At 73.8% G+C, this 23,865-nt stretch carries 18 protein-coding genes; 5 read left to right on the top strand and 13 right to left on the bottom strand.

Translation table 11 applies throughout. From position 1 onward, the window contains the following. Positions 1-183: 183 nt before the first annotated feature. On the top strand, positions 184-3,291 hold the full coding sequence (locus HCN08_RS21655) for an AfsR/SARP family transcriptional regulator (RefSeq protein ID WP_167984844.1): 3,108 nt from the start codon (positions 184-186) through the stop codon (positions 3,289-3,291). A gap of 441 nt (positions 3,292-3,732) precedes the next feature. On the opposite strand, the gene HCN08_RS21660 is transcribed toward HCN08_RS21655, so the two are convergent. Then, complete coding sequence (locus HCN08_RS21660) at positions 3,733-4,755, bottom strand: zinc-dependent alcohol dehydrogenase family protein (protein ID WP_167984845.1); 1,023 nt, start codon at positions 4,753-4,755, stop codon at positions 3,733-3,735. 53 nt (positions 4,756-4,808) lie between these two features. Next, positions 4,809-6,587, bottom strand: a complete 1,779-nt coding sequence (locus HCN08_RS21665) for a multicopper oxidase family protein (protein WP_167984846.1) — start codon at positions 6,585-6,587, stop codon at positions 4,809-4,811. 274 nt (positions 6,588-6,861) lie between these two features. Between HCN08_RS21665 and HCN08_RS21670 the strand changes: the two genes are divergently transcribed. Continuing rightward, positions 6,862-7,977 carry a LacI family DNA-binding transcriptional regulator gene (locus HCN08_RS21670; protein ID WP_167984847.1) on the top strand — a complete coding sequence of 372 codons (1,116 nt, stop codon included), beginning with the start codon at positions 6,862-6,864 and terminating at the stop codon, positions 7,975-7,977. A gap of 13 nt (positions 7,978-7,990) precedes the next feature. Here HCN08_RS21670 and HCN08_RS21675 read toward each other — a convergent pair whose 3' ends face one another. The 4 genes from HCN08_RS21675 to HCN08_RS21690 form a co-directional block, all read right to left on the bottom strand. Further along, positions 7,991-8,383: a VOC family protein gene (locus HCN08_RS21675; RefSeq protein ID WP_167984848.1), complete on the bottom strand. Its 393-nt coding sequence runs from the start codon at positions 8,381-8,383 to the stop codon at positions 7,991-7,993. 70 nt (positions 8,384-8,453) lie between these two features. Continuing rightward, positions 8,454-8,897: an SRPBCC family protein gene (locus HCN08_RS21680; RefSeq protein WP_167984849.1), complete on the bottom strand. Its 444-nt coding sequence runs from the start codon at positions 8,895-8,897 to the stop codon at positions 8,454-8,456. Positions 8,898-8,961: 64 nt separating this feature from the next. After that, positions 8,962-9,993, bottom strand: a complete 1,032-nt coding sequence (locus HCN08_RS21685; protein WP_167984850.1) for an aminoglycoside phosphotransferase family protein — start codon at positions 9,991-9,993, stop codon at positions 8,962-8,964. Positions 9,994-10,056: 63 nt separating this feature from the next. Beyond that, positions 10,057-11,469, bottom strand: a complete 1,413-nt coding sequence (locus HCN08_RS21690; RefSeq protein WP_167984886.1) for an SDR family NAD(P)-dependent oxidoreductase — start codon at positions 11,467-11,469, stop codon at positions 10,057-10,059. 297 nt (positions 11,470-11,766) lie between these two features. Here HCN08_RS21690 and fahA point away from each other — a divergent pair, with 297 nt between their 5' ends. Then, positions 11,767-13,002 carry a fumarylacetoacetase gene (gene fahA, locus HCN08_RS21695; RefSeq protein ID WP_167984851.1) on the top strand — a complete coding sequence of 412 codons (1,236 nt, stop codon included), beginning with the start codon at positions 11,767-11,769 and terminating at the stop codon, positions 13,000-13,002. A gap of 255 nt (positions 13,003-13,257) precedes the next feature. On the opposite strand, the gene HCN08_RS21700 is transcribed toward fahA, so the two are convergent. Then, complete coding sequence (locus tag HCN08_RS21700) at positions 13,258-16,236, bottom strand: beta-galactosidase (RefSeq protein WP_167984852.1); 2,979 nt, start codon at positions 16,234-16,236, stop codon at positions 13,258-13,260. A 296-nt stretch (positions 16,237-16,532) separates the two neighbouring features. Between HCN08_RS21700 and HCN08_RS21705 the strand changes: the two genes are divergently transcribed. Beyond that, a complete protein-coding gene (locus HCN08_RS21705) occupies positions 16,533-17,039 on the top strand; it encodes a DUF6328 family protein (protein ID WP_167984853.1) in 507 nt (168 codons plus the stop codon). Between the two features lie 176 nt (positions 17,040-17,215). Continuing rightward, the gene (locus HCN08_RS21710) at positions 17,216-18,469 is read left to right on the top strand and encodes a copper resistance D family protein (protein ID WP_167984854.1); all 1,254 of its coding nucleotides are present in this window, start codon (positions 17,216-17,218) and stop codon (positions 18,467-18,469) included. Positions 18,470-18,560: 91 nt separating this feature from the next. Here HCN08_RS21710 and HCN08_RS21715 read toward each other — a convergent pair whose 3' ends face one another. Genes HCN08_RS21715 through HCN08_RS21740 form a run of 6 tightly spaced genes read right to left on the bottom strand, consistent with a single transcriptional unit; the run spans position 18,561 to position 23,860 of the window. After that, positions 18,561-19,814, bottom strand: a complete 1,254-nt coding sequence (locus tag HCN08_RS21715) for a cytochrome P450 family protein (protein WP_167984855.1) — start codon at positions 19,812-19,814, stop codon at positions 18,561-18,563. Beyond that, positions 19,811-21,070, bottom strand: coding sequence for a cytochrome P450 (locus HCN08_RS21720; RefSeq protein ID WP_167984856.1), 1,260 nt, complete (start codon positions 21,068-21,070; stop codon positions 19,811-19,813). The genes HCN08_RS21715 and HCN08_RS21720 overlap by 4 nt, the downstream gene beginning before the upstream one ends. Then, on the bottom strand, positions 21,067-21,663 hold the full coding sequence (locus tag HCN08_RS21725) for a GTP-binding protein (RefSeq protein ID WP_167984857.1): 597 nt from the start codon (positions 21,661-21,663) through the stop codon (positions 21,067-21,069). The genes HCN08_RS21720 and HCN08_RS21725 overlap by 4 nt, the downstream gene beginning before the upstream one ends. Beyond that, a complete protein-coding gene (locus tag HCN08_RS21730; protein ID WP_167984858.1) occupies positions 21,644-22,000 on the bottom strand; it encodes a DUF742 domain-containing protein in 357 nt (118 codons plus the stop codon). The genes HCN08_RS21725 and HCN08_RS21730 overlap by 20 nt, the downstream gene beginning before the upstream one ends. Beyond that, positions 21,997-22,446, bottom strand: a complete 450-nt coding sequence (locus HCN08_RS21735) for a roadblock/LC7 domain-containing protein (RefSeq protein WP_167984859.1) — start codon at positions 22,444-22,446, stop codon at positions 21,997-21,999. Before HCN08_RS21735 ends, HCN08_RS21730 begins: the two co-directional genes overlap by 4 nt. After that, positions 22,439-23,860 (bottom strand): histidine kinase, encoded by a 1,422-nt coding sequence (locus tag HCN08_RS21740; protein ID WP_240970301.1) that lies wholly within the window; start codon positions 23,858-23,860, stop codon positions 22,439-22,441. The genes HCN08_RS21735 and HCN08_RS21740 overlap by 8 nt, the downstream gene beginning before the upstream one ends. Positions 23,861-23,865: the final 5 nt, after the last annotated feature.

The following is a 23,865-nucleotide window of genomic DNA, read 5'->3' on the forward strand; positions in this document are numbered from 1 at the left end:
GCCAATACCCGCTCGGACCTGCGCGCACCACAAAAGCCCGTTCTCGACCATGAAAGACCGGTAACGACAAAGTAAGAAACGATTCGGCCAATCATTTTCCACGTTCGAGTGACCCTATTGCTCGAAGTTGACGGCGTGTCACTCTTGACTCCCAGGGTGTGTACCGGCGTGAGGAGCGTGCTGGTGGACATCGACATCCGGGTCCTCGGCCCGGTGGAACTGTGGGTCGACGGCCACTGCCGTATGTCCGGCGCCGCCAAGGCGACCCACCTGCTGGCCGCCCTCGCGATGGACGTCGGCCGTTCGGTGCCGCTCGACACGCTCGCCGACCGGCTGTGGGACGACTCCCCGCCCAACAAGCCCCATGCGTCCCTGCATTCCTACGCGACCCGGATCCGCGACAAGCTCGGACGCGACCGCGTACCGCACCTGGCGCATGCCTACCGGCTCGACGTCGAACCGGACGCGGTCGACCACCACCGCTACGAGCGCCTCACCGCGCAGGCCCGCGCCCTCGCGGCCGGCGGTGACGACGCCCAGGCGCTGGAACTGCTGCGGCAGGCCGAGTCGCTGTGGCGCGGCACACCGCTCACCGGCTTCACGGGACTGTGGAGCGAGCAGGTCAGACGCCGGCTGGCAGAAGCGCAGCTGGGGGCGAGGGTGCTGCGGGCGGAGGTCGTCATGCGCGCCGGCCGCTTCGCCGAGGCACGCGCGGACCTCGCGGACCTCGCCGAGCAGCACCCCGAGGACGAGACGGTCGCGGCGCTCCTGCTGACCGCCGCGTACGGGGCGGGCCGCCAGTCCGAGGCGCTGCGGGCGTACGAGACGCTGCGGCGGCGGCTGCGGGTCCACGGCGCCGAGCCCGGCGAGGCGCTGGTGCGCGTCTACCACGGCATCCTCCGCCGGGCCCCGGCCGGCGAGCTGCTGGCGCATCGCTCCCCGGCACCGGCGGAGACCGCGCCCAACACCCTCCCGGCGCACAGCCCCGTCCTCATCGGCCGGGCGACGGAACTGCGGGCGCTGCGCGCGCCGGAGCCGGGGGTGGTGGCGCTCCAGACGGTCACCGGTATGCCGGGCGTCGGCAAGACGCAGTTGGCACTGCATGCGGCGCGGCGGCTGGGTGAGCGCTATCCGGCACAGGTCTACATCAACCTCCAGGCTCACTCCGGCCGGGCCCCGCTGTCCCCGCACGCTGCCATGACCGTACTGCTGCGGCGGCTGGGGGTGCCGGCCGAGACGCTGCCGCACGACGAAGACGCTCTCGCCGCCGTGTGGCGCACGGTACTGGGCGGTCGGCGCGCTCTCGTCGTGCTGGACGACGCGGCGGGGCCCGAGCAGGTGCGGCCACTGTTACCGGGGGACTCGCAGTCGCTCGTGATCGTCACCAGCAGACGCCGCCTCACCGGGCTGCCGGGCGTCCGGCACCTCACGCTCGACGTACTCCCGCCCGCGGATGCCGAGACGCTGTTCACCACGCTCGCCAACGACGGCAGGACGCACGACCCCGCCGACGTGACCGCGCTGGCCCGGCTGAGCGGCTACCTGCCGCTCGCCCTGGAACTCACCGCTGCCCGCCTTCGGTCGCACCCCACCTGGACCGCCTCCCGCCTGGTCGCAAAGCTCTCCCGCAGCCCTGGAGGCAGGCTCGCCGAGATCCGGGACGGGCAGAAGGAACTGACCCACGCATTCGCCGGGTCCTACGACGACCTCCCGCCGACGCACCGCCGGGTCTTCCGCCTGCTCGGCTTGCACTTCGCGCCCACCTTCTGCGCGCACTCCACCGCAGCGCTCGCCGGCCTGAGCCCCGTGGAGGCGGAACGGGTGCTGGAGGCGTTGCACGATTTCCATCTCATCACCGAGCCGGCACCCGAACGGTACGAGCTCCATGACCTCCTGGCCGTCTACGCGCGTTTCCTGGTGAACCAGGAGCCACCGGAGGAGCGCCGGTCGGCGCTCGACCGGCTGGCCGGTTACTACGTGAGCGCCACGGCGACCGCCGACCGGGCGCTCTTCAGCCGCCGTCTGCGGCCCGATCTCGAACCCCTTGAATCCGCCTGGCCGGCGCCGCCATGGGCCGACGAGAGCCAGATACGGGAATGGCTCCAGCGCGAAGCCGACGCCCTCGTCGCGGCCGAGCTCCATCTGCGGGGGCGAGGGGAGCGTCGGCAGGCAGCACGCCTGGCGCACCACGCGGCTTCGTACCTCGACGCCGAGGGACGCTGGGCGGAAGCGGAGAACATGCACACGAACGCCGCCGCATGGTGGCGTTCGACGGGTGAGCTCTCGGCAGAAGCGCACGCGTTGCTGGCGCTGGTGGTGGTGCAGACCCAGACCGGCCGCTACGAACCGGCCGGCCGGAGTGCCGAGCAGGCCCGGATCGCGGCAGCCGCCGCCGGTGACCGGGCGGCCGAGGCGGAGGCGCTGTCCGCGGCAGGGCTGGTGCGCTGGAACCTCGGGCAGTACGCCGAGGCCCGGGATCTGCACCGGCAGGCGCTCAGCCTGGGGGAGCAGCTCGGCGACCCGTACAATATTGCCCGCTACCATAACAATCTGGGCATCGACCAGCTGCACTTGGGCGAGCACGCGCCGGCGATGCAGCAGTTCCGCGAGGCATTGGCAGGGTTTGCGGGGACCCGGGACCTTCGGGGCGAGGCGCAGGCACTCAACAATCTGGGCAATCTGCACCATCTCCTCCTTGAGCCCGAACTCGCTCGCACGGCCTTCCATCGCGCCCTGGACCTCTTCCACCGCGCGGGCAGTCGCCACGAGGTGGCCGTCGCCCGCCTCAACCTGGCCGGGGTGATGCCCCTGCCGGAGCAGTTGGCGCCCGCCCTCGACATGTGCCGCGAGGCGCTTGCCGTCTTCCGGCAGATCGGCAGCCGACGCGGAGAGGCGGCTGCCCTCAACACCATCGGCACCGCCTTCAGAGGCGCGTCCCGGGACGATGAGTCCGTGGCCCACCACACCGCCGCGCTGGCGGTGGCCCAGTCCATCGGCGCAGGCCAGGAAGAGGTCGAGGCCCTCCAGGGAATCGGCCTGGCCGAACTTCACGCGGGGCGCATGCCCAACGCCGCCGAACGGTTGTCCGCCGCACTGCTTCTCGCTCAGCGCATCGGGGCGTCGGAGCACGAGGCGAATGCCCACACAGCACTCGCCGACTGGCATGCGGAAGCCCATCAGTACGATGAGGCAGAACGACACTTGCGCGTAGCTCACACGATCCAGATGAGGCTCCACTCTCCAATGGCCGCGCTCACCCTTCGCCGGCTGCGCCGGATAGCCTCCACCTGATCAACCGTCAGAAGCGGCAGGTGACGCGCATACCATGCGCAAGTCAAGATCGACCAGCGTGACGGACAGACACCGGGCGATCACCTTATAGTGCTTACCCAATCGCCGTGCGAGGCACGCATTTACTACGCAGAACCTCGCGCGCAGTACGCACTATGGAGCCCAGAGTCCTATGCTCATCACCCTGCTTGTCCTCACCTTTTCCCTCAGCCCTTCGCCGATCATCAGCGGCGGGCAGGACGCTTCCGTCCACTGGGCGCAAGCCGCCGAGGTGATATCGGAGCCCACCAGCGCGAGCGAGCCGGCACACGGCCCGACCCGCATGGAGCCCGCCGGTCTCTGCACTCCGTCACTGGCCGGTTCGCCGTGGCGAGCTGAGCCGCTCCCGAATGACCCCGCAGCCCCGTCACGCGGGGTGCGGGGTCACGGCGTGAGGGCGGGTCAGGGGATCAGGACGGCCGCGCCGTTGATGTGGTCGGTGGCGAGGTCGTGGAGGGCTTCCGGGGCGGCGGTGAGGGGGTAGCGGGTGATCGTGGGGTGGAGGGGGATGCGGGTGGCGGTGGTGAGGAAGTCCGTGCCGTCGGCGCGGGTGTTGGAGGTGACGCTGCGCAGGTCGCGCTCCTGGAAGAGGTGGTCGGCGTAGGTCAGGGCGGGGATGTCGGTGAGGTGGATGCCGGCGATCGCGAGGGTGCCGCCGCGGTCGAGGGCTTCGAGGGCGACGGGGACGAGGTCGCCGACCGGCGCGAAGAGGATCGCGGAGTCCAGGGGCTCGGGCGGGGCGTCGTAGGCGTCGCGGGCGGAGGCCGCGCCGAGGGAGAGGGCGAGGTCGCGGGCGGCCTGGGCGCGGGTCAGGACGTGGACGGTGGCGCCGTCGGCGAGGGCCACCTGGGCGGCGAGGTGGGCGGAGGCGCCGAAGCCGTAGATGCCGAGCCGGCCGCCGGGCGGCAGGGCGCTGCGGCGCAGGGCGCGGAAGCCGATGATGCCGGCGCACAGCAGCGGCGCCAGCTCCGCCGGGTCGGCGTCGGGCGGCAGCGGGTAGGCGTAGTCGGCGGGAAGCAGGGTGCGCTCGGCGAAGCCGCCGTCGGCGTCCCAGCCGGTGTAGACGGAGTACGGGCACAGGTTCTCACGGCCCGAGCGGCAGTAGCGGCAGGTGCCGCACGTGCCGCGCAGCCAGGCGCCGCCGACCCGGTCGCCCGGCGCGAAGCGGGTGACGCCCTCGCCGGCGGCGAGCACCCGGCCGACGATCTCGTGGCCGGGCACGGTGGCGGGGCGGTGCGGCGGCAGGTCGCCCTCGGCCAGGTGCAGGTCGGTGCGGCACACCCCGCACGCCTCGACCTCGACCAGGACCTCGCCCGGGCCCGGCGCCCCGACCGTGCGGCGCACCGGCTCCAGTGGCCCGCTCGCGACCGGCCCCGGCGTGCCGACGGCCCAGGCCCGTACCTCTTCTGCGTGCGCGGAGGTCATACCTCCAGGATGCTGCGGGCCCCGGCACCGGGCAATCGGCGGGCCGGGAGGGGTCAGACGGTGACCCGGTAGCGGGCCATCATGCAGTCGTCCTCGTGGTCGAGGATGTGGCAGTGCCAGACGTAGCCCTGGAGCGGTGAGCCGTCCAGCGCGGTGAAGGCGGCGTCCGGGTCAAAGCCGAGCTCGGCGGCGTCGGGGAAGCGGACCAGGACGCGGGTGACGGTGGCCGGCGGGCACGCCACCGTGTCCTTGACGCCCGCCTCCCACGCCTCCGGCGGCTGCACGGCGCCGACCAGGTACGCGTCGGGGGCCGGCGTCCAGGCGGTGCCGGCGGCCGGGCGCGGGTTGGCCTTGACGTACGACTCCAGGTCGACGCGCTGCCGGCCGACGATGCGCATGTGCACCAGGTGCAGGTGCATGGGGTGGGCCTGCGGGGAGATGTTGACGAACTCCCACAGCTCGGACGTGCCCTGGCGCGGGGCGAGGATGGGCGTGTTGTCGTAGAGCATGTTGTTCATCGTCATGCCGGCGGGCGGGTAGCCGGGGACGCGGGCCGGGGTCAGGGTGATGACGCGGCGGCGGTCGAAGGTGGTGGGCAGGGCGGGCAGCGGGGCGGGTTCGCGGGCGCCGCCGCGCAGCCGGGGCGGCGGGGGCGCGGCGAAGCCGGGGGTGCCGGTGCCGATGAAGCGCAGGACGTCGGTGACGGGGGTGACGCCGGTCGCGGCGACGACCTCGGGGGCTTCCTGGAGGTCGTTGGTCAGGTCGATGTGCTCGCCGGCGCCGAGTCCGCCGAAGTCCACGACGAGGTCGAGGCGTTCGCCGGGGGTGAGGCGCACAGAGGTGGTGCGGACCGGCGCATCCAGCAGGCCGCCGTCGGTGCCGACGACCCAGAACGGCATCTTGCCGGCGGAGCCCGAGGGGCCGGAGGAGCCGGCGGCCCCCGAGGCGCCGGAGAAGGAGAGCCGGTAGCCGCGGGCGTTGGAGGCGTTGAGCACCCGCAGCCGGTAGCAGCCGCGGGCGACCTTCACATACGGGGCGACGACGCCGTTGACGGTCATGGTGTCGCCGAGCATGCTGCCCTCCCAGCGGCCCTGCGGCACGGCCGGCGAGGTGCGGAAGTTCAGCGAGCCGTCGGCGTGGAAGCGGCGGTCGGCGAGGGTGAGGGGCAGCTCGAACTCGCCGGCGGGCAGGCCGAGCGGGTTGCCGGCGGCGCCGGTGTCGTACGCGTCGCGCAGCAGGTACTGGCCGGCGAGGCCGGCGACCGCGTTGAGCCGGGTGATGCCCATGGCGTGGTCGTGGTACCAGAGGTGCGCCGCCTGCTGCCCGTTCGGGTGCCGGTACGTCATCGTGCCGCCGGGGCGGTACGTGTCCTCGGGGTGGCCGTCGGCCGCGGGCGGGGTGATCGCGCCGTGCAGGTGGACGGCGGTGCGGGGGCGGGTGCGGTCCAGCTCGGAGGCGCCCATGAGGCTCGGGTCGATGTCGGCGGCGAACAGGTGGTCGCCGAAGGCGTTGTCGAAGGTCAGCGACAGCGGCTCGTCGCGCCGTGCCTCGATCGTCGGCCCGTAGTAGGGCTGCCCGCCGTACGACCAGGTCGGCGCGATGCCGAGGTCGCGGTGGAAGCGGTGGGTCGCGGGGGCCATGACCAGCGTCCGGTCGCCGGTGAGGACGGGCGGCACGGGCAGCTCGTCCACGTACGGCGTCAGCTGCGGCGAGGCGAAGGCGGCGGGCCCGGGGTCGTCGGCGGCCCTGGCGCCCCCCGCGCCGCCGAGCGCTCCGAGGGCGCCGAGACCTGCGGCGGTGAGCAGCGAGCGACGGGACGGGCCGTTCGGCATACGGGCTCCTCGGGGGTCGGCGGACCCGACCATAAGCAGACAAATACGGCGGGGTCAACGACCCGGCCCCCGTGTCCCGCCGCCCGCCGGAAGGGCGCCGCACCCCGCCACGGCACGCCACCCCGGCGTCGGGCGGGGGGCTTCGGGGCGCGCCTCGCGGCAAGGGGGCGGCGCGGGCGGCTCGCCCGTACGTACCCGGGCACGCGGGGCGGGGCCGCGGCGGGATAGTTTCGCGGGGGCGCGCAGGGGGCGCGGCGGAAGAGGAGGCGTGGAGATGGCCGGCACGGGCGACCGTCCCCGTCCCGAGGGCACGACCCCTCCCGAGGGCACGGGCCGCTCCGAGGGCAAGTCCCGCCCCGACGCGAGGACCCGCCCCGAGGGGAAGACGCTCGCGGTGATCGCCGCGGAGGCGGGCGTGTCGGTGTCCACCGTGTCCAAGGTGCTGCACGACCGCTCGGACGTCGCCGCCCGCACCCGGGCCAAGGTGCAGCGGCTGCTGGCGCAGCACGGCTACCCGGCCAGGAGCGGTCCCGCCGCGACCGCGCTGGCGGCCGGCGGGCTCATCGACTTCGTCGTGGACGAGATCGACGGCGCCTGGGCCACCGAGCTGATCCGCGGCGCGGAGGAGGCGCTGGACGCCGCGGGGCTCGGCCTGGTGGTCTCCGCCGCGCACGGCCGCGGCAGCATCGCCCGGCGCTGGCTGGACGCGCTCGCCGCGCGGCGCACGCTCGGCGCGATCCTGGTCGTCCCCGAGCTGGACCTGCGCCAGCACGAGGAGCTGCGCCGGCTCGGCATCCCCTTCGCGCTGATCGCCCCCGCCGAGGAGCCGCCGCCCGGCGTGCCGTGGGTGGGCGCGACCAACTGGCCCGGCGGGCTCGCCGCGACCCGGCATCTGGTCGGCCTCGGCCACCGCAGGATCGCGGTGATCGGCGGCCCGCCGCACCGGCTCGCCTCCCGGGCCCGGATCGACGGCTACCGCTCGGCCCTGGAGGAGGCGGGCCTGCCCTTCGACCCCGCGCTCGTCCGCTACGGCGACTTCAGCAACGAGCCCGCCTACCACCACGCCCTGGACCTGCTGCGGCTGCCGGACCCGCCGACCGCGGTCTTCGCCGGCAGCGACCAGCAGGCCCTCAGCACCTACCGCGCGGCGGCGACGCTGGGGCTGCGCGTGCCGCAGGACGTGAGCGTGGTCGGCTTCGACGACCTGGCGTTCGCCGAGTGGGTGACCCCGCGGCTGACCACCGTCCGCACCCCGCTGGCCGACATGGCGGCGCTGGCCGCGGGCATGGTCCTCCAGCTCCTCGGCGGCGAACGCCCGGCCTCGACCCGGGTGGAGGTCGCGAGCGAACTGGTCGTCCGCGACAGCACCGCTGCTCCCCCGCCGCGCTGAGCCGGCGGGGGGGCTACCTGTCGGCGAGGAAGAAGATCTCCCAGTGGTGCCCGTCCGGGTCGTAGAAGCTGCGGGTGTGCATGGGGCTCGCCTCGTCCGTGAGCGGTGCGGGGCGGGCGCCCGCGGCGAGGGCGGCGTCGCCGATACGGTCCACGTCCGCCGCGGTGTCCTGCGCCACGGCGATGATCGCCTCCGTGGTGGTGGCGGTGTCCGGGACCGGGCGGCCGGTGAAGGACGTGAAGAAGGGCTCCGTCAGGAGCATCACGTAGTTGCCGTCGCCGAAGACCATGCAGCCGGAGCGCTCGTCGGTGAGGTCCGGCGCGAAGACGAAGCCGATGCGCTCGAAGAAGGCGATGGAGCGCGGCAGGTCCTTCACGGGCAGGTTGATGAAGATCTGGCCGGGCATGCTGTCCGCCTCCACTCGGGGTCCGTACGGGGCAGGTCTCGCCGGGGTGGACCGGTCGGCGGCCCCGAACTCATCGGTCGCCGCCCGCGAGCAGCGTGTCCACGACCCGACCGAACACCCGCCGCCCGACGTACGCGGTGGCCGCGTCGGCGGTACGGGGCAGGCCGCGCACCCTGGCCTCCTCGCGCCAGCGCACCGCCGTGCCGGTGCCGTGCGGGTGGACGTCGATCTCGGCCCAGCCGGTGACGACCCGGCCCAGCTTCTCCAGCCGGCACCGCCCGGGGCGCCCGTCGCCGGGCGGTTCCCACACCGCGACCCGCATCGGGTCGGCGAACGCGGCGCGGCCCACGCCCGTACGGGCGACGACGACCGTGCCGACGCCGGTCGGCGGGAGCGTGTCGGCGCCGACCCGGGTCAGCGGCACCGTCCCGGTGTGCCGCTCCCAGTCGGTCAGCAGCCGCCACGCCTCGGCGGGCGCCAGCGGCGTATGGCGCACGATCACGAACAGGCCCACACCGTGAGGGTAGGCGCCGCCCGGCGGCTCGGCACCCCGGCGCCGGCCCGGCGCCCGGCGCGGCTCAGTCGTCGAGCCGGCTGCGCAGCCATGCCAGCGCGGCCCGCCCCTGCCCGGCCTGGAAGGGCCGCAGCGTCGGCAGCCCCGGCGGGGCGGGGCGGCGGGCGTTGCCGAGGAAGAAGCCGGCGACGGCGGCGACGAGCGAGGTCACGGCGCCGGGGTCGGCGACCGGGTGCCGCACGAAGAGCGACTGCGGCGGCGGGCCGCCCTGCATGCGCACGCTCGGCAGCAGCAGGACCAGGTCGTACCAGGGCGCGGCCAGGCACGCCCACGGCCAGTCGACGACCACGACCCGGCCCTCCGGCGTGATCAGCAGGTTGTCGGCCCGCAGGTCGGCGTGCGCGAGGGTGTCGCCGGCGGCGCCCTCCGCCCAGCCGGCCTCCAGCGCGGCGAGCGCGTCCAGCTGCCGCGCCGCCCACGGGTCGAGCCCGGCGAGGTCGTCGGTGCCGGCGGCGTGGTCGGCGGCGAGGGTGCGCCAGCCGCGGAAGGCGCCGTCCTTGCCCGCGACCGGCGGCGCGGCCACCGGGCTCGGGGTGAGCAGTCGGGCCAGCTCGGCGACGGTGCGCAGCACCAGGTCCAGCTCGTGCGGCACCCAGGGCTGCGCCGGATGCCGACCCTCGACGTCCTCGAAGAGCAGCGCCACCCAGCCGTCGGCCTCGATGGCGGCGAGCAGCCGCGGCGCGGGGACGGCGGCGGTGAGCGCCCCGGCGATACGGGCCTCGTCGCGGTGGAGGCGGGGGCTCTCGGGGTTCTGGGCGGCGCTGACCGCCTTGACGAAGGCCCGCCGCCCGTCGGCGAGGCGCAGCCGGGCGGCGACGCCGGGCGAGAAGCCCGCGGGCTGCGTCGCGGCCACGAGGACCGGGGAGCCGAGCCGGCTCTCGACGGCCGCGCGTACGTCCGGGGGCAGCGCCTCCCACGGGGTGCGCACGCCGCGCGCCGGCGGGGCGGGCTCTCCCCCGCCGAAGCCGTCCGTCCGTGTCCGCCGGCCGCTGCCGCCGTCGTGGTCGTGGTCGCCGTGGTCGCCGTCGCCGCTCATGCCGGAGATCGTGGCCCGGACCGTACCGGGCGGTCGATCGGTTTTCCGCCCGGGGCGGTGCCGTCACCAGGCGGCGGGGGCGTAGTCCTTCAGGAAGCAGCCGTACAGGTCCTCGCCCTGTTCGCCGCGCACGATCGGGTCGTAGACGCGGGCCGCGCCGTCGACGAGGTCGAGGGGCGCGTGGAAGCCCTCGGCGGCGAGCCGGATCTTGTCCGGGTGGGGGCGCTCGTCGGTGATCCAGCCGGTGTCCACGGCGGTCATCAGGATGCCGTCGCTCTCCAGCATCTCCTGCGCGCTGGTGCGGGTCAGCATGTTGAGGGCGGCCTTGGCCATGTTGGTGTGCGGGTGGCCGGCGCCCTTGTAGCCGCGGGAGAACTGGCCCTCCATCGCGGAGACGTTCACGACGTACTTGCGCCGGGCCGGCGAGGCGGCCATCGCCGGCCGCAGCCGGCTGACGAGTATGAAGGGCGCGGTGACGTTGCAGAGCTGGACCTCCAGCAGCTCCACCGGGTCGACCTCGCCGACGGTCTGGATCCAGGTGTTGGTCGGGTCGAGGTCCGGGACCAGGCCGCCGGCGTCGATCGCGGTGCCGGCCGCGATCCTGGCGGGGCTGGCGGAGCCGGTCACCAGCGCGAGGCCGGTGACGTCCTGCGCGGTGAGGGCGGGCTCGCCGCGGCGGGGCGCGGGCAGTGCGGCGGCGGTGCGGGCGCCGCTGCCGAAGGCGCCGAAGACCTCGGTCGCGGGCAGCTCGCCGGCCGGCAGCGGGGCGCCCTCGGCGGTGACGAGCTCGCGGTAGGCGGCGGCGGAGCGGCGTACGGTCTGGGCGGCGTTGTTGATCAGGATGTCCAGCGGGCCCTCGGCGGCGACCGAGTCGGCGAGGGCGACCACCTGGGCCGGGTCGCGCAGGTCGATGCCGACGATCTTGAGCCGGTGTATCCACTCGGCGCTGTCCGGCATCGCTGTGAAGCGGCGGACGGCGTCGTGGGGGAAGCGGGTGGTGACGGTGGTGTGGGCGCCGTCGCGCAGCAGCCGCAGCGCGATGTACATGCCGATCTTGGCGCGCCCGCCGGTGAGCAGCGCGCGGCGGCCGGTGAGGTCGGTGCGGGCGTCCCTGCGGGCCCGGTTCTCCCGCGCGCAGTCCGGGCACAGCTGGTGGTAGAAGGCGTCGACTTGGACGTAGCGGGTCTTGCACACGTAGCAGGAGCGGGGGCGCTCCAGGATGCCCGCGATCTCGGTGCTGACGGAGGGCGCGAGGTGGATGCCGCGGGTCTCGTCGTCGATACGGTCGGCGGCGCCGGTGGCGGTGGCCTCGGTGACCCGGCGGTCGTTCTCGGTCTTGGCCGCCCGGCGCTCCTGCCTGCGGCGCTGCTTGACCGTGCGGTAGATGCCGGCGGTGGCGCGGCGCACGGCGATCGCGTCGGGGTGGTCGACGGGGAGGGCGTCGAGCTCGGCGAGCACGGAGAGGCAGATTTCCATCCGGGCCGGGTCGATCCCGGGGGGTGTGTCCGCGCCGGGAGCTGTCTGCCCGGTGGGAGCTTTGTCCTCGGCGGGGGCCGTCTGCACGGTGGGAGCTGTCTCTTCGGCGGCCGTGAGCGACTGCGCGTTCGTGCCGGGTGCTGGTGCGCCGTGCGTGGTCGCCGTCATGCCGCTGCTGCTCTCCGTGTCCGCCGGGTCCGCCTTTGGGGGGAACTTTACGTTTGACCTGCGGGCAGCTCCAAACCCGGCGGCTGGGTAGTCTCGGGGCGGTCACGCCGCCGCCTTCCTGGAGGTCCGTTGAGCGCCGCGCCTTCCGCCGAGAGCCCTGGTCCCGCCCCCGCGGCGGACCCCTTCGCCGTACCGCACGACGATCCGTTCGGGCCGCACAACCTTCCGTACGGGGTGTTCACGACCGCCGGGGACCCGGCGCCGCGGCTGGGGGTGCGGTACGGCGGGCACGTCCTGGACGCCGGTGCCGCGGCGCGGGCGCTGGGGGCGCCGGCGGAGGTGGCGCGGCTGCTGGGGGCGCCGGTACTCAACCCGCTGCTCGCGGCGGGGCGGCCGGCGTGGACGCGGGTGCGGGCGGCGCTCACCTCGTGGCTCACCGAGCCGGCGCACCGGGAGGCGGTACGGCCGCTGCTCGTGCCGCTCGACGCGGTGACCTTGCATCTGCCGTTCGAGGTCGCCGACTACGTCGACTTCTACGCCTCCGAGCACCATGCCGCGAACGTCGGCCGGATCTTCCGCCCCGGGGCGGATCCGCTGCCCGCGAACTGGAAGCACCTGCCGGTGGGCTACCACGGGCGGGCCGGGACCGTCGTGGTGTCCGGTACGCCGGTCGTACGGCCGTGCGGGCAGCGGCGGCTGCCGGGCGAGGACGCGCCCTCGTACGGGCCGTCGCTGCGGCTGGACGTGGAGGTGGAGCTGGGCTTCGTCGTCGGGGGGCCCACGGAGCAGGGGTCGCGGGTGCCGATGGGCGAGGCGGATGAGCACGTCTTCGGGGTGTGCCTGCTCAACGACTGGTCCGCGCGGGACATCCAGGCGTGGGAGTACGTGCCGCTCGGGCCGTTCCTCGGGAAGTCGTTCGCGACGTCGGTGTCGCCGTGGGTGGTGCCGCTGGATGCGTTGGCGCATGCGCGGGTGGCTCCGCCGGGGCGGGATGCGGCGCTGTTGCCGTACCTGGACGATGCGGGGGTTACGCCGGGGTGCGGGTTGGACGTGCGGTTGGAGCTGGCGGTGAACGGGGTGGTGGTGGCGCGACCGCCGTTCGCGGCGATGTATTGGACGTATGCGCAGATGGTGGCGCATATGACGGTGAACGGGGCGAGTTTGAGGGCGGGGGATTTGTTCGGCTCTGGGACGGTGAGTGGGGCGGGGGCGGATGAGGTGGGGGCGCTCATCGAGTTGTACGGGGGTGGGGGTGGGTTTCTGGCGGACGGGGACGAGGTCACGATCACCGGGGTTGCGCCGGGGGCGGGTGGGACTCGGGTGGGGTTCGGGGCGGTGACCGGGCGGGTGGAGGCGGCTCGGTAGCTCGTCGCTAGGGTGCGCGTGCTGCCGGGGGGTGGGGTCGGGGCCGCTTCGGGGGGTACCTCCTCGGACTGCGCACCATGACCTGACCCCGCATTCGGTGGCCTCTTGTCGTGCGCAGTCCTGCGGGGGCACCCCCCGAATCAACCCCTCCCTACGTCCGTTGGCGACTTTCCCGCCGTTCACCTTCCGGCGGTTCCGATGCGCCGTGGACTTCCGGCCGTGGGGCTTCTGTCCGTTCCGGTGGGCCTGACCTGTTCAGCCGCGGTAGCTCGGGGACGGGACGGTGTGGACCGGGACGCCGCCCTCCGTGGTGTGGAGGAGGGTCAGGGTGGGGGTGGGGAGGCCGGAGGGGGTGGTGGGGGTGGAGAGGAGGGCGAGGGCGAGGGTGTTGGTGGAGGTGGTGCGGAGGATGCCGTTGGGGAGGGGGAAGGTGTGCTGGGGGCCGACGTCGTTGGCGTATTGGCCGAGGTTCCAGCCGTTGAGGAAGATCTGCGCGCGGTAGGCGCGGGTGGGGTCGTCGGTGAGGGTGAGGGCGATCGAGGCGTCGGTGGTGGGGGCGATGTCGAGGGTGAACTGCGTGCGGTACCAGGTGACGCCCTGGCGGGTCTGGGTGTGGGGGGCGGAGACGCGCTGCCAGTGGTGGTCGGGGTAGCCGGGCAGGTGCCAGCCGGCGCGTTCGCCGTGGAGGCCGCCGGTGTTGAGGATGCCGCGGACGGGGTCGGGGGCGGGGGCGCCCTGGATGCGCCAGGTGGGCGGGGTGCCGTCGAGGGTGGCGGAGAGCAGGCCGCGGGCGGCCTTGAAGGCGTCGTTGGCGCCGCCGTCCTCCGCGTGGGCCATGGGGCGGACGAGGACGGCGACGGTGTGCGGGCCGGGGCCGCGCAGGTTCGCGGGGACGGTGAAGTCGGCGGTGGCGGTCCAGCTGGCCACGGTGTCCTCGGACTTGGCGGGGGTGGGGAGCTGGTGGGTGCCGAGCGGGGTGCCGTCCCACCAGGCCATGAGGAGGCCGAGGGTGCCGCCCTGGTAGGTGAGGGAGAGGGCTTCGCCGGCCTGGACGGTGGCGCGGTACCAGACGTCGCCGTAGTAGCAGCCGTAGTCGTCGGCGTAGAGGACGGTGGGCTGGCCGGCGGGGAGCTTGGTGGAGCTGTGGGACGTCGTGAGGTCGCACACGCGCCAGCGGCTGTCGTCGTAGCCGGGTGCGGACTCCGGGTTCTCCGGGGCGTAGCGCCAGTCGGTGAGGGCGGGCAGGTGGACGGGGGCGGGGCCGGGCAGGGGGCGGGTGGCGGCGAGGCTGCCGTCGCGGGTGGTGCGGGTGTCGGTGCGGCGGCCGTTCCAGGTGAGGTGCTTGACGTGGCCCGGCGCCCACACTTCGAGCGGCGTCGCGGTGTCGGTGTCGCCGGTGAGGTCGAGGTTCGCGCCGTGGGCGGCGGCGGTGCGGACCAGGGCGGGGCCGCGTACGAGCAGCGGGCCGGCGTCGGTGGTGCGGGGCCAGAGCGTGGCGGCGGCGGTGTCGTCGGCCAGGAGCAGCAGCAGCGGGGTGGGGCTGCCGCCGCCCTGGATGCGGATACGGGTCAGGCCCGCCAGGGTGGCGGTGATGCGCAGGGTGCCGGAGGCGTACGAGGTCTGCGCGCTGCCCTCGGTGACGGTGACGGTGGGCCGGGAGCGGCAGGCCAGCACGGTCTCGACGGGGTCGCCGGGGCGGCCGGTGAGCAGCGCCAGGTCCTGGGTGTCGCCGGTGGCCCGCCACATGGGCTGGGCGGTGGTGGACAGCAGGGCGCGGCGGCCGAGGGAGAGGTTGGTCGCGAGGACCTTCATGTCCTTGGCGGCCACCCGTACCTGGGCGGTGGTCTCGCCGGCGGCGGTGCTGACGGGCAGCGTGCAGGTGGCGTCGGTGGAGTTGTCGTTGCGCAGGAAGTACAGGTGGGAGCCGCGGTCGGGGCTCGTGAGGTGGTAGACGCGGACGGCGCCGCCGGTGACGGGTGTGGCGGTGACGTCCTCGGCGCGGTCGAGTCGGCCGAGGTCGGGGAAGGCGGCGAGCATCGAGCCGATCTGCCGCATGGGCAGCAGCTTGGACGTCTGGCCGCGGCCCTCGTCGATGGCGGCGCCGTAGTCGTAGGAGGTGTAGACGACCGGGGCGGGCAGCCAGCCCCAGGAGGTGCCGCCGAAGGTCATGTAGACGTTGTGGATCTTGATGCCGTTGGCGAGGTTGGTGAGGTAGAAGCGGCGCTCGAAGGCCGCGTCGCGGGTTCTGCGGGATTCGGCGTAGCCGAGGCCGCCGAATTCCGCGCCGCCCCACGGGTCGAACCAGCCGCCGCCGAACTCGGCCATGAAACCGGGGGTGCCGGGGCTGGCGGTGGCGCCGCCCTTGGCGCCGCCGGTGCCGAAGTAGCCCCAGTCCGGGGGCAGTCCGGTGGGCGAGGGGTAGCCGTCGAAGGCGTAGAGGTAGCGGCCCTCCTCGCCGCCGGTGTCGAAGGCGCCGGGGACCCAGTAGCCGTTGCGGCCCTTGTCGTTGTGGAAGAGCGGTACGTCGATGCCGTCGGCGCGGACCTTGGCGTAGAGGTGGGCCATGTAGTCGGTGCCGGTGGGGCTGGTGACGAACGAGGCGTATTCGTTCTCCAGTTGGTAGAGCACGACGGTGCCGTCGCCCTTGGTGTGCAGGTGCCGGCCGATCACCGCGTCGACCGCGGTGAGCCATTCGTCGGCGTGGGCGAGGTAGGTGGGGTCGCTGGTGCGGGCCCGGCCGGGGGTGGTGGCCAGCCACGCGGGATAACCGCCCGCGTCCACCTCGGCGTTGATGTACGGGCCGGGGCGGGCGATGACGTACAGGCCCGCTTCGGCGGCCATGTCGAGGAAGCGGTCGAGGTCGCGGACGCCGGTGAAGTCGTATCTGCCGGGCGCGGGTGAGTGGAAGTTCCAGGCGACGTAGATGCTGACGGCGTTGTAGCCGTTGGCGGCCATCTTGTGCAGGACGTCGAGCCACAGCGACGGGCTGGGCAGCCGGAAGGGGTGCACCTCGCCGGACCACAGCGGCACCGGGCGGCCGTCGATGAGCAGCGCGTACTTGTCGAAGGTGACGGTGTGGCGCCGGCCGCCGGGGGCGGGGCGGTGGGCGTCCCCGGCGGGTGCGGCGGGCGTGGCGGGTGCGGCGGGTGCGGCGTGGGCGGTGCCGGCGGGCAGGGCGAGGGCGGCGGCGGCCGTGCCGGTGAGGGCGGTGAATGTGCGGCGGGACAGTTCCACGGCGGGGTTCCCTTCGGCGGCTGGGGCGGTGAAGGCGTGTGGAACGTAACTTCAGGTGGGGTGGCACGCAAGGGTTTCACACATAATCCCTCATAAACGCGCGGCAATTCCTGGGGTGCCGCGGGATATTGGCGGGAGCTTGCCTCAGATTCGGACAGTTTCAATCATGGTTCAATGCGATGCCCTGAGCTTCCGACACTTTCGACCAGCTGCGGCGCGGCAGAACCGATGAGCCGGGCGATCGGGGGCAGATTCTCCAGGCGGGGCGGGATCGCGGCGGAGGAGGAGCAGCGGCCATGACAGAACACGCACCGGACGGCAGGGGCGGCCACGGGCGGGACGAGACCCCGGAGGAGCGGGCGGACCGGCGCTGGGCGGATCTGCTGCAGGAGCTGCGGGTGGCGCAGACCGGTGTACAGATCCTGTTCGGCTTCCTGCTCACGGTGGTCTTCCAGCAGCGCTTCCCGCAGCTGTCCGACACCGACCGCCATCTGTACGCGGTCACGGTGGTCCTCGGCGCGGCGACCACGGGCGCGCTGGTGAGCCCGGCGGCGATGCACCGGCTGCTGACCGGGCGCCGGCTCAAGCCGGAGACGGTGGTGTGGGCGTCCCGGCTGACGGTGCTGGGGCTGTTCCTGCTGCTGTGCACGATGACCTGCGCGCTGCTGCTGGTGCTGCGGCTGGTGCTGCCGTCCTCGACGGCGGCGTGGCTCGCGGTGGGGCTGGTGGTGTGGTTCGCGGTGTGCTGGCTGGCCGTCCCGCTGTGGACCGCGCGCCGGGCGCGTAACGGGCACTCGGGCTGAACACCCCTGGCCGGCATTCCGGTTGGCCGCCGGAAAGGTGTCGAGGGGTCGGTGGATACGGATGCGCGGGCGGTTCCGTTCAGGGCCCCGGGGGTCGGATGGATCACATTGACCAGGAAATTTAGGTGAGCCTAACCTAAGCCGCGTTTCGTCCCCGCGAGCAAGGGTTTCCCGTCATGCCCCTCCCCCTCCCGCCGTCCGACGTGCTGCCGTACACGGCCGCGGCGGCGCCCTCCACACCGCTCGGGCCGTTCGAGGACAGCGCCGTGGCATGGACCACCTGGGCCACGCTGATGGGCTTCACCGGCCTGGTCGCCCTCGCCCTGCTGGCCGCCGGCCCCGCGGCTGCGCGGCTCACGCCGGGCACGCTCGCCGGGGTGACCGCGCGGCTGGCCCGGGCGGCGGCCGTGCTCGGCGTGCTGGCGGTGCCGGCCGTGCTCACCGACCTGGCCCACGGCGCCTCGGAGAACGGCGGCTACGACTACTCCGCCGCCTGGTCCGCGCTCTACGACGGCAGCAACGCCGGGCGGCTGCTGGGCCTCGAAGTCACCCTCGTCCTCGCCGGCGCCGTCCTGGTCGCGCCGCTGACGCTGCGCCGGTACGCGGCCGGGCCCGCCCGGCGTCCGCTGCTGGCGGCCGGGCTCGCCGCCGGGGCCGTCGCGCTCGGCACCACGAAATTCCCCGACGCCGTGCCCGACGACTGGTCGCGTACGACGTTCGAGACCGCCATGTGGATGCTGCACCTGCTCGGCGGCGCCGTATGGACCGGCGGCCTGGTCGGGCTGCTGCTGCTCGCCGCGCCCGGCGCGGTCGCGCCCGCCGACCGGGGCGCCTTCTGGTCGCCGGCGATACGCCGCTTCTCCGCCGCCGCGATGAGCTGCGTCACCGCGATCGCCCTGTCGGGGCTGTTCCTGTACTGGGAGCACGTCGACGGCCTGTCCCAGCTGCTCTCCACGATGTACGGGCGGGTGCTGGGCGTGAAGATCCTGATCTTCGGCACCCTGCTGCTGCTCGGCGCCTTCAACCAGTTCTGGCTGCACCCGCGGATCGACGCGCTGCGGGAGGCGGGCGACCGCCGCCCGGCGCACGTCCTGCTGCTGCGGACCTTCCCCTCGGTCGTCGCCGCCGAGGCGGTGCTGGCGCTGAGCGTGCTGTTCGTCGCGCCCTTCCTGCACGGCTCGGCCCGCAACCAGGCCTACCAGGCGGACGTGGCCGCGCACTCCCCCACCGTGGACCCGGGCAACCTGCCGAAGCTGCCGCAGAAGGAGGTCAGCGCGGCCACCTGGGTGTGGGGCACCGGCGAGACGCTGCTGGTGCTCGCGCTGATGGTCGGCGGGTACGTGCTGTCCGGCCGGCTCGCCCGGCGCCGCGCCGCCCGCACCGCGGACGCCGCCCCCGTGCTGGCCGCGCCGGTCGGTGAGGCGCTGTGACGGCCGGGTAGCGCCGCCGTGTGCCCCCGTACGGCCGTACGGGGGCACACGGCGGTGACCTGCGGGTGCTACCCGCGTAGCGCGGGGGCCGTCAACTCGCCACGGGGGCTGGGGTGTTGAGGCGGATCGGGACGTAGGACATGTCGTTGCCGATGAAGGTCGGCTGCGGCACCAGCTCGGCGGCCGGGACCTCGACGCTCAGGTGCGGGAAGCGCGCGAAGAGCGCCGGGATGGCGATCTCGCCCTCCAGCTTGGCCAGCGGGGCGCCCATGCAGTAGTGCATGCCGTAGCCGAAGGCGAGGTGGCTCTTGTCCTCGCGGTCCATGTCGAAGTCCAGCGGGTTCTCGTGCTGGCCGGGGTCGCGGCCGTGGGCGCCGAAGCCGACGATGATCGCGTCGCCGGTGCGGATGACGACGCCCTCGCCGAGGTCGATGTCGGCCGTCGCGTACCGCAGGGGCATATGCATGATCGGCGGGTGCAGCCGCAGCGTCTCGTCGATGACGTCCAGCCAGCGGGCCGGCTCGCGCTGGGCCGCCGCGAGCTGGTCGGGGTGCGCGACGAGCTCGCGGACCGCGTGGCTGATCATCGCGACCGCGGTCTCGCTGCCGGCGCCGATCATCAGGATGAGGGTGGAGATCAGCTCGGTCTCGCTGAGCCGGTCGCCGTCCTCCTCGTGGGCGCCCAGCAGCAGGCTCGTCATGTCGTCGCCCGGGTCGTGCCGCTTGGTCTCCACCAGGCGGTACATCGCCGCGCCCATGTCGTTGTTGATGGCGGCGGCCTCCTCCTGGCCGACCCCGCTCATCGTCAGCACCCGGTCGATGACGCCCAGCATGTTCGCGCGCTGGTCCTCCGGGACGCCGAACAGGTCGCATATCAGCCGGGTCGGCACCTGGTAGGCGTAGTCCGCGCGCAGGTCGAAGACGGTGCCGGGGGCGTTGCGCTCGCGCTCCTCCAGGGTGTCCAGCAGGTCGGTGACGATCCGCTCCAGCACCGGCCGCATGGCCTCGATCCGGCGCGGGGTGAAGGCGCGGCTGATGAGCTGCTTGAGCCGCTGGTGGTCGGCGCCGTCGGAGGTGAACATGCTCTTGACGTCGACCCAGGAGAACAGCCACGGGATGGCGCCGGGGACGTAGCCGGGCCAGGACTTGCGGGCGTCCTTGGACACGTCGTTGCTGCTGAGCAGCTTGCGTATGACGTCCCCCCGGGTGACGGACCACGCCGTCACGCCCTCGGGCAGCTGGACGCGGACGGCGGGGCCGGCCGCGCGCAGTTCGTCGGCTTGTGCGTAGAGGCGGGCTCCGCCGCTGGCTTCGAGCGTCACTTCGGTACCGGTGCTGGTGGTCACGCTGTACCTCCACTGGGTGCGGCGGCGGCCTGGATGGCCGCCGCGGACTTCGGGCGGAACGTCACGGGCATGGCGACCGGGCACTGGTGGAACGGCCCGTGGCGGAGGGCGATCTCGTCGTCCGCCACGGCCAGCTGCATGTCCCACAGCTGGTCGAGCGCCGTCTCCAGGCCGGTCTGCGCGATGACCGTGGCCTGGCTGATGGCCGGGCAGCGGTGCGGCCCGGCGGACCAGGCCAGGTGCGAGCGGTTGTCGTAGCCGAGGTCGGCCGGCAGGGCGGGGTCGGTGTTGGCGGCGGCGTGGCTGATCAGGACGGGCACGCCGGCGGGCACCTGGACGCCGTGCAGGGTGGTGTCCTTGCGGGCGAAGTGGACGGAGAAGTTCGCCATCGGGCTGCGTACCCACAGCGCCTTCTCCAGCGCGCGGCGCACGGTGACGGTGCCGGCGGCGAGCGTGCCGGCGTAGGAGTCGTCGCGCAGCAGCAGGTGCAGCGCCCAGCCGACCCACGCGGCGGTCGGGATCACGCCGGCGCCGACGGTGGTGTAGAGCTGGTTGAGGGTCTCCTCGTCGCTGAGTCCGGCGTCGTGGCCGAGCATCCAGGAGGTGAGGTCGTCGCCGGGCTGCTGGCGGCGCAGCTGGATCAGCTCGTAGAGCAGGCCGGCGTAGTCGATGGCGCCCTGCGCGGCCTGCGGTCCGGCGCTGATCATCGCCTGCGCGTAGCGGACCATCCGGCCGGCCATCTCCGAGGTGCAGCCCAGCAGTTCGGCGAAGACCAGCAGCGGGAGGGTGTCGGCGAAGTCGGCCATCATGTCGGCCTCGCCCTTCTCCGCGACCCCGGCGATCAGGGTCAGCGCGCTGCGCCGGGTGATCTCGCGCAGCCGGTGCGGGCTGATCCGGGCGATGCAGTCGTCCAGCGCCCAGCGCAGCCGGGTGTGGTCCTCGGCGTCGGCGTAGAGCACCGAGGCGCGCCAGGCCATGAGCGGCAGCACGGGGCTGTCCTGCGGGACCTTCCCGGAGTTGAGGTCGGCCCACAGCCGGGAGTCCTTGGCGTACGTGGCCGGGTCGTTGAGCAGGTCGACGGCCGCGCGGCGGGCGGTCACGACGAGCGCGTGCACCCCGGGGGCGATCTCCGCCCAGCCGGCCGGGCCCTGCTTGCGCAGCTGCTGGTAGACCTCGGGCGAGTGGGCGGCGAACGACTCGCCGTGCAGCACCGGGCAGCCGCGCTTGGACAGCGGCAGGTCGGGGGTGCTGGTCATGAGGCGGGCTCCAGACTGGAACGGGACAGCAGGTGGGAGACGAGCGCGATCAGCACGGCCTTGGCCGACTCGCGCTTGCGGACGTCGCACATCACCAGCGGCGTCCACGGGTCCAGGTCGAGCGCGGTGCGCAGCTCGGCCTCGGTGTACTTGGGCGAGTTGGGGAACTCGTTGACCGCCAGGACGTACGCCAGGCCGGCTTCCTCCAGCCGCTCCATCGCGTCCCAGGACTCGGCCACGCGCCGGGTGTCGACCAGGACGACGCCGCCGAGCGCCCCGTACATCAGGTCCTCGATCATCGCGGCGAACCGCGGCTGGCCGGGGGTGCCGAACAGGTACAGCACGATGTCCTCGGTCAGCGTGAGCCGGCCGAAGTCGTGCGCGACGGTGGTGGTGTCCTTGTCCTCCAGGCCGCGCAGGTCGTCCACCAGCTCGCCCGCCTGGGTCAGCCTCTCCTCGGTGGAGGCCGGCTTGATCTCCGAGACCGCGCCGACGAAGGTCGTCTTGCCGACGGCGAAAGGTCCCATCACGACCAACTTGACCGGGGTCACCCCGGCGTCGAGGTAGTGACCGTCAGAGCTGTTGGAGTGCATTCAGGATCCTCTCCAGCAGCGCCCGGTCGTGCTTTTGTGCGGCGGGCGCTGGGTTGCGGGCGATGAGGTGGCCGCTGTCGACCAGGTGCGCGGCCAGCACTTTCGTGACGGCCCCGGGCAACTGGAGATCGGCGCTGACCTCGGCCACCGACAGCGCACCCGGCAGGCAGTGCTCCATCACGCGGTAGGCGTGCGGGCTCAGGCCGTGCAGGGGCATGTCGCGGTCGGCGATGAGGATCGTCGCCAGGTCCAGGCTGCGGCGGGTCGGCGCGGCATGCCCCTCCGCCGGCGTGTACGGGCGCACCATGCCGGTGCGGCGGCGGCCTCGGGGGGTCATGACGTGGCCGCCCCCGGTGCGGACGCCGCCCGCCTGCGCTCACGTGCCGACAGGGCGTCCCGCAGCCCGTTGATCGCCTTGATGGTCGCGGCGGAGGCCACGGCCACCTCGGGGCTGGTCATCTCGGCGTCGATGGCGACCGCGAGGGCGGTGCCGTGGCCAGCGCTGAAGACGAGGATGCAGTGCTCGGGCAGGTCGATGATGATCCGGTGCGGGGCGGTGCCGTCGATCTCGGCGAACTCGCTGATGCTGCGGCCGAGCGCGAAGGCCGCGCACGCGTTGGCGGCGGTGCGCTCGGCGGTGGCCCGCTCCAGGTCCGCGGTGGCCGCGAGGACCAGTCCGTCGGCGGAGAACAGCACCGCGTGCAGGACGCCCTTCTCCTTCTTCAGGTGCTCGAGCACCCAGCTCATGTCGTGGGTGTCGGCGGTGGGCTGCTGCTCAGTCATCGGTGGGCTCTCCTTCAGGGTGCTGGTCCTCGCCGTCGCGGATGGCTGCCGCCAGGCCGGCGAAGCCCTCGCTGAACGCCTCGGGGTCCTCTTGCGGGGCCGGTCCGCCGGCGCGGCCGGCAGCGGGGTCAGCGGTACGGGGCGTGCGCCGGCGCCGCTGCGGCAGTCCGCGGCTGCTGTCCGGCCGGGTCTCGGCCGCCGGGGTCTCGGTGAGGGCCGACACGCCCATGGCGGCGCGGGCCTCCCGGCGTTCGGCCTCCTGCTCCTCCTGCGTCGGCCCGGTGCCGAGCAGTTCGCGGGGCACGTGCAGGACCGCGCGGACGCCGCCGTAGGGCGAGGTGGAGCTGACGTCGACGCGGAAGCCGTAGGCGGCCATGAGCCGGCCGATCACCGGGAAGCCGAGGCTGAGGGTGTCGGGCACGGTGGTGACGTCCAGCACGGTCTGCTGCGACAGCAGCCGCTCGGCCTCGGAGCGCTGCTGCGGGCTCATGTTGAGGCCGCTGTCGTCGACGACGATCACCCAGCCGGTCTGGGTCTGCTGGACCTCGACGAGCACCTTGCCGTCGGAGTAGGAGGTGGCGTTGGACAGCAGCTCGGTGAGCGCGATGGTGACCGGCTCGACGACCCGGCCCTCCACCCACACGCCGCCGCTGATGGGCTCATGGGTGTAGTGGACGCGCAGGTAGGGGTCGATACGGCCGCGGGCGGACTCGACGATCTCGGCGAAGGTGCAGTCGGCGCGCTGCAGGCCGGGCCAGGAGCCGGCGAGGATGCGCAGCCGCTGGAGGGTGTGCACGGAGCGGGTGAGCGGGTGGTCGATGTTCATCAGCCCCTGCTGGAAGGCGGTGGCCTCGGGGACCTTGTTCATCTCGTCGATGACCGCCAGCTGGCAGCGCACCAGGTAGGTCTGCGCCTCGTCGACCAGGTCGCGCACCGAGGACCGGGCGGCCAGCCCGATGGTCTCCCGGGTCAGGCCTATCGCCTCGGTACACAGGTCCAGCACGGTCTGGTGATGGTCGTCGACCGGCATGCCCTTGAGGGCCTCGTCCTTGAGCCCGGGGACGGTGATGCCGCGGTGGCCGCGGGCCTGGGTGTCGACGAGGGCCGGCAGCCGCACCGTGGCCAGGTGCTCGATCTCCGCGGAGAGCGCGGCGGCGTGCTGCTGGGCCTCGCGCAGCCGCTCCTCCAGCTCGCCGGTGCGCACGCCGGCCGCCCGTTCGGCGGCGCGGGCCCGCTCCTCCAGTTCGCCGGTGCGGACGGTGACGGAGTGCTCGGCCGCCCGCAGGCGGTCCTCCAGTTGTCCGGCGCGGGCGTTGGCGGCCCTTTTGGCGCGGGTCTGCGCGACGAGGCCCGCAGCCGAGGCGGCGAAGCCGCCGCCCAGCAGCGTGGCAGTGGTGACCAGGGGCTCGATCATTGGGG

This window comes from Actinacidiphila epipremni (assembly GCF_012034175.1).
Taxonomy (GTDB): Bacteria; Actinomycetota; Actinomycetes; order Streptomycetales; family Streptomycetaceae; genus Actinacidiphila; species Actinacidiphila epipremni.